The 329-nt window shown below is 52.3% G+C and carries 2 tRNA genes; both read right to left on the bottom strand.

The window, feature by feature from the left end:
* Window positions 1-16: 16 nt before the first annotated feature.
* Window positions 17-93 (bottom strand) — tRNA-Ile (locus ACSLUR_RS19145).
* A gap of 144 nt (window positions 94-237) precedes the next feature.
* A tRNA-Ala gene (locus ACSLUR_RS19150) sits at window positions 238-313 on the bottom strand.
* Window positions 314-329 lie beyond the last annotated feature (16 nt).

The following is a 329-nucleotide window of genomic DNA, read 5'->3' on the forward strand; positions in this document are numbered from 1 at the left end:
AAGCTTTTTCTTGTGTTGGTAGGTCTGGGCAGACTTGAACTGCCGACCTCACCCTTATCAGGGGTGCGCTCTAACCAGCTGAGCTACAGACCTAAATCAAATACTGCATCAAACCTTGGTAGGTCTGGGCAGACTTGAAAACAAACAGGCCGACCTCACCGCTTTCAATACGTGGCGGGGTGCGCACTAACCAGCTGAGGTTATTGCTACAGTCTGCTGTCACTCACAAAAGTGAAGTGGTGGAGCTAAGCAGGATCGAACTGCTGACCTCCTGCGTGCAAGGCAGGCGCTCTCCCAGCTGAGCTATAGCCCCATAAGGCTTCGTTTTC

Source organism: Thalassotalea montiporae, from assembly GCF_053485855.1.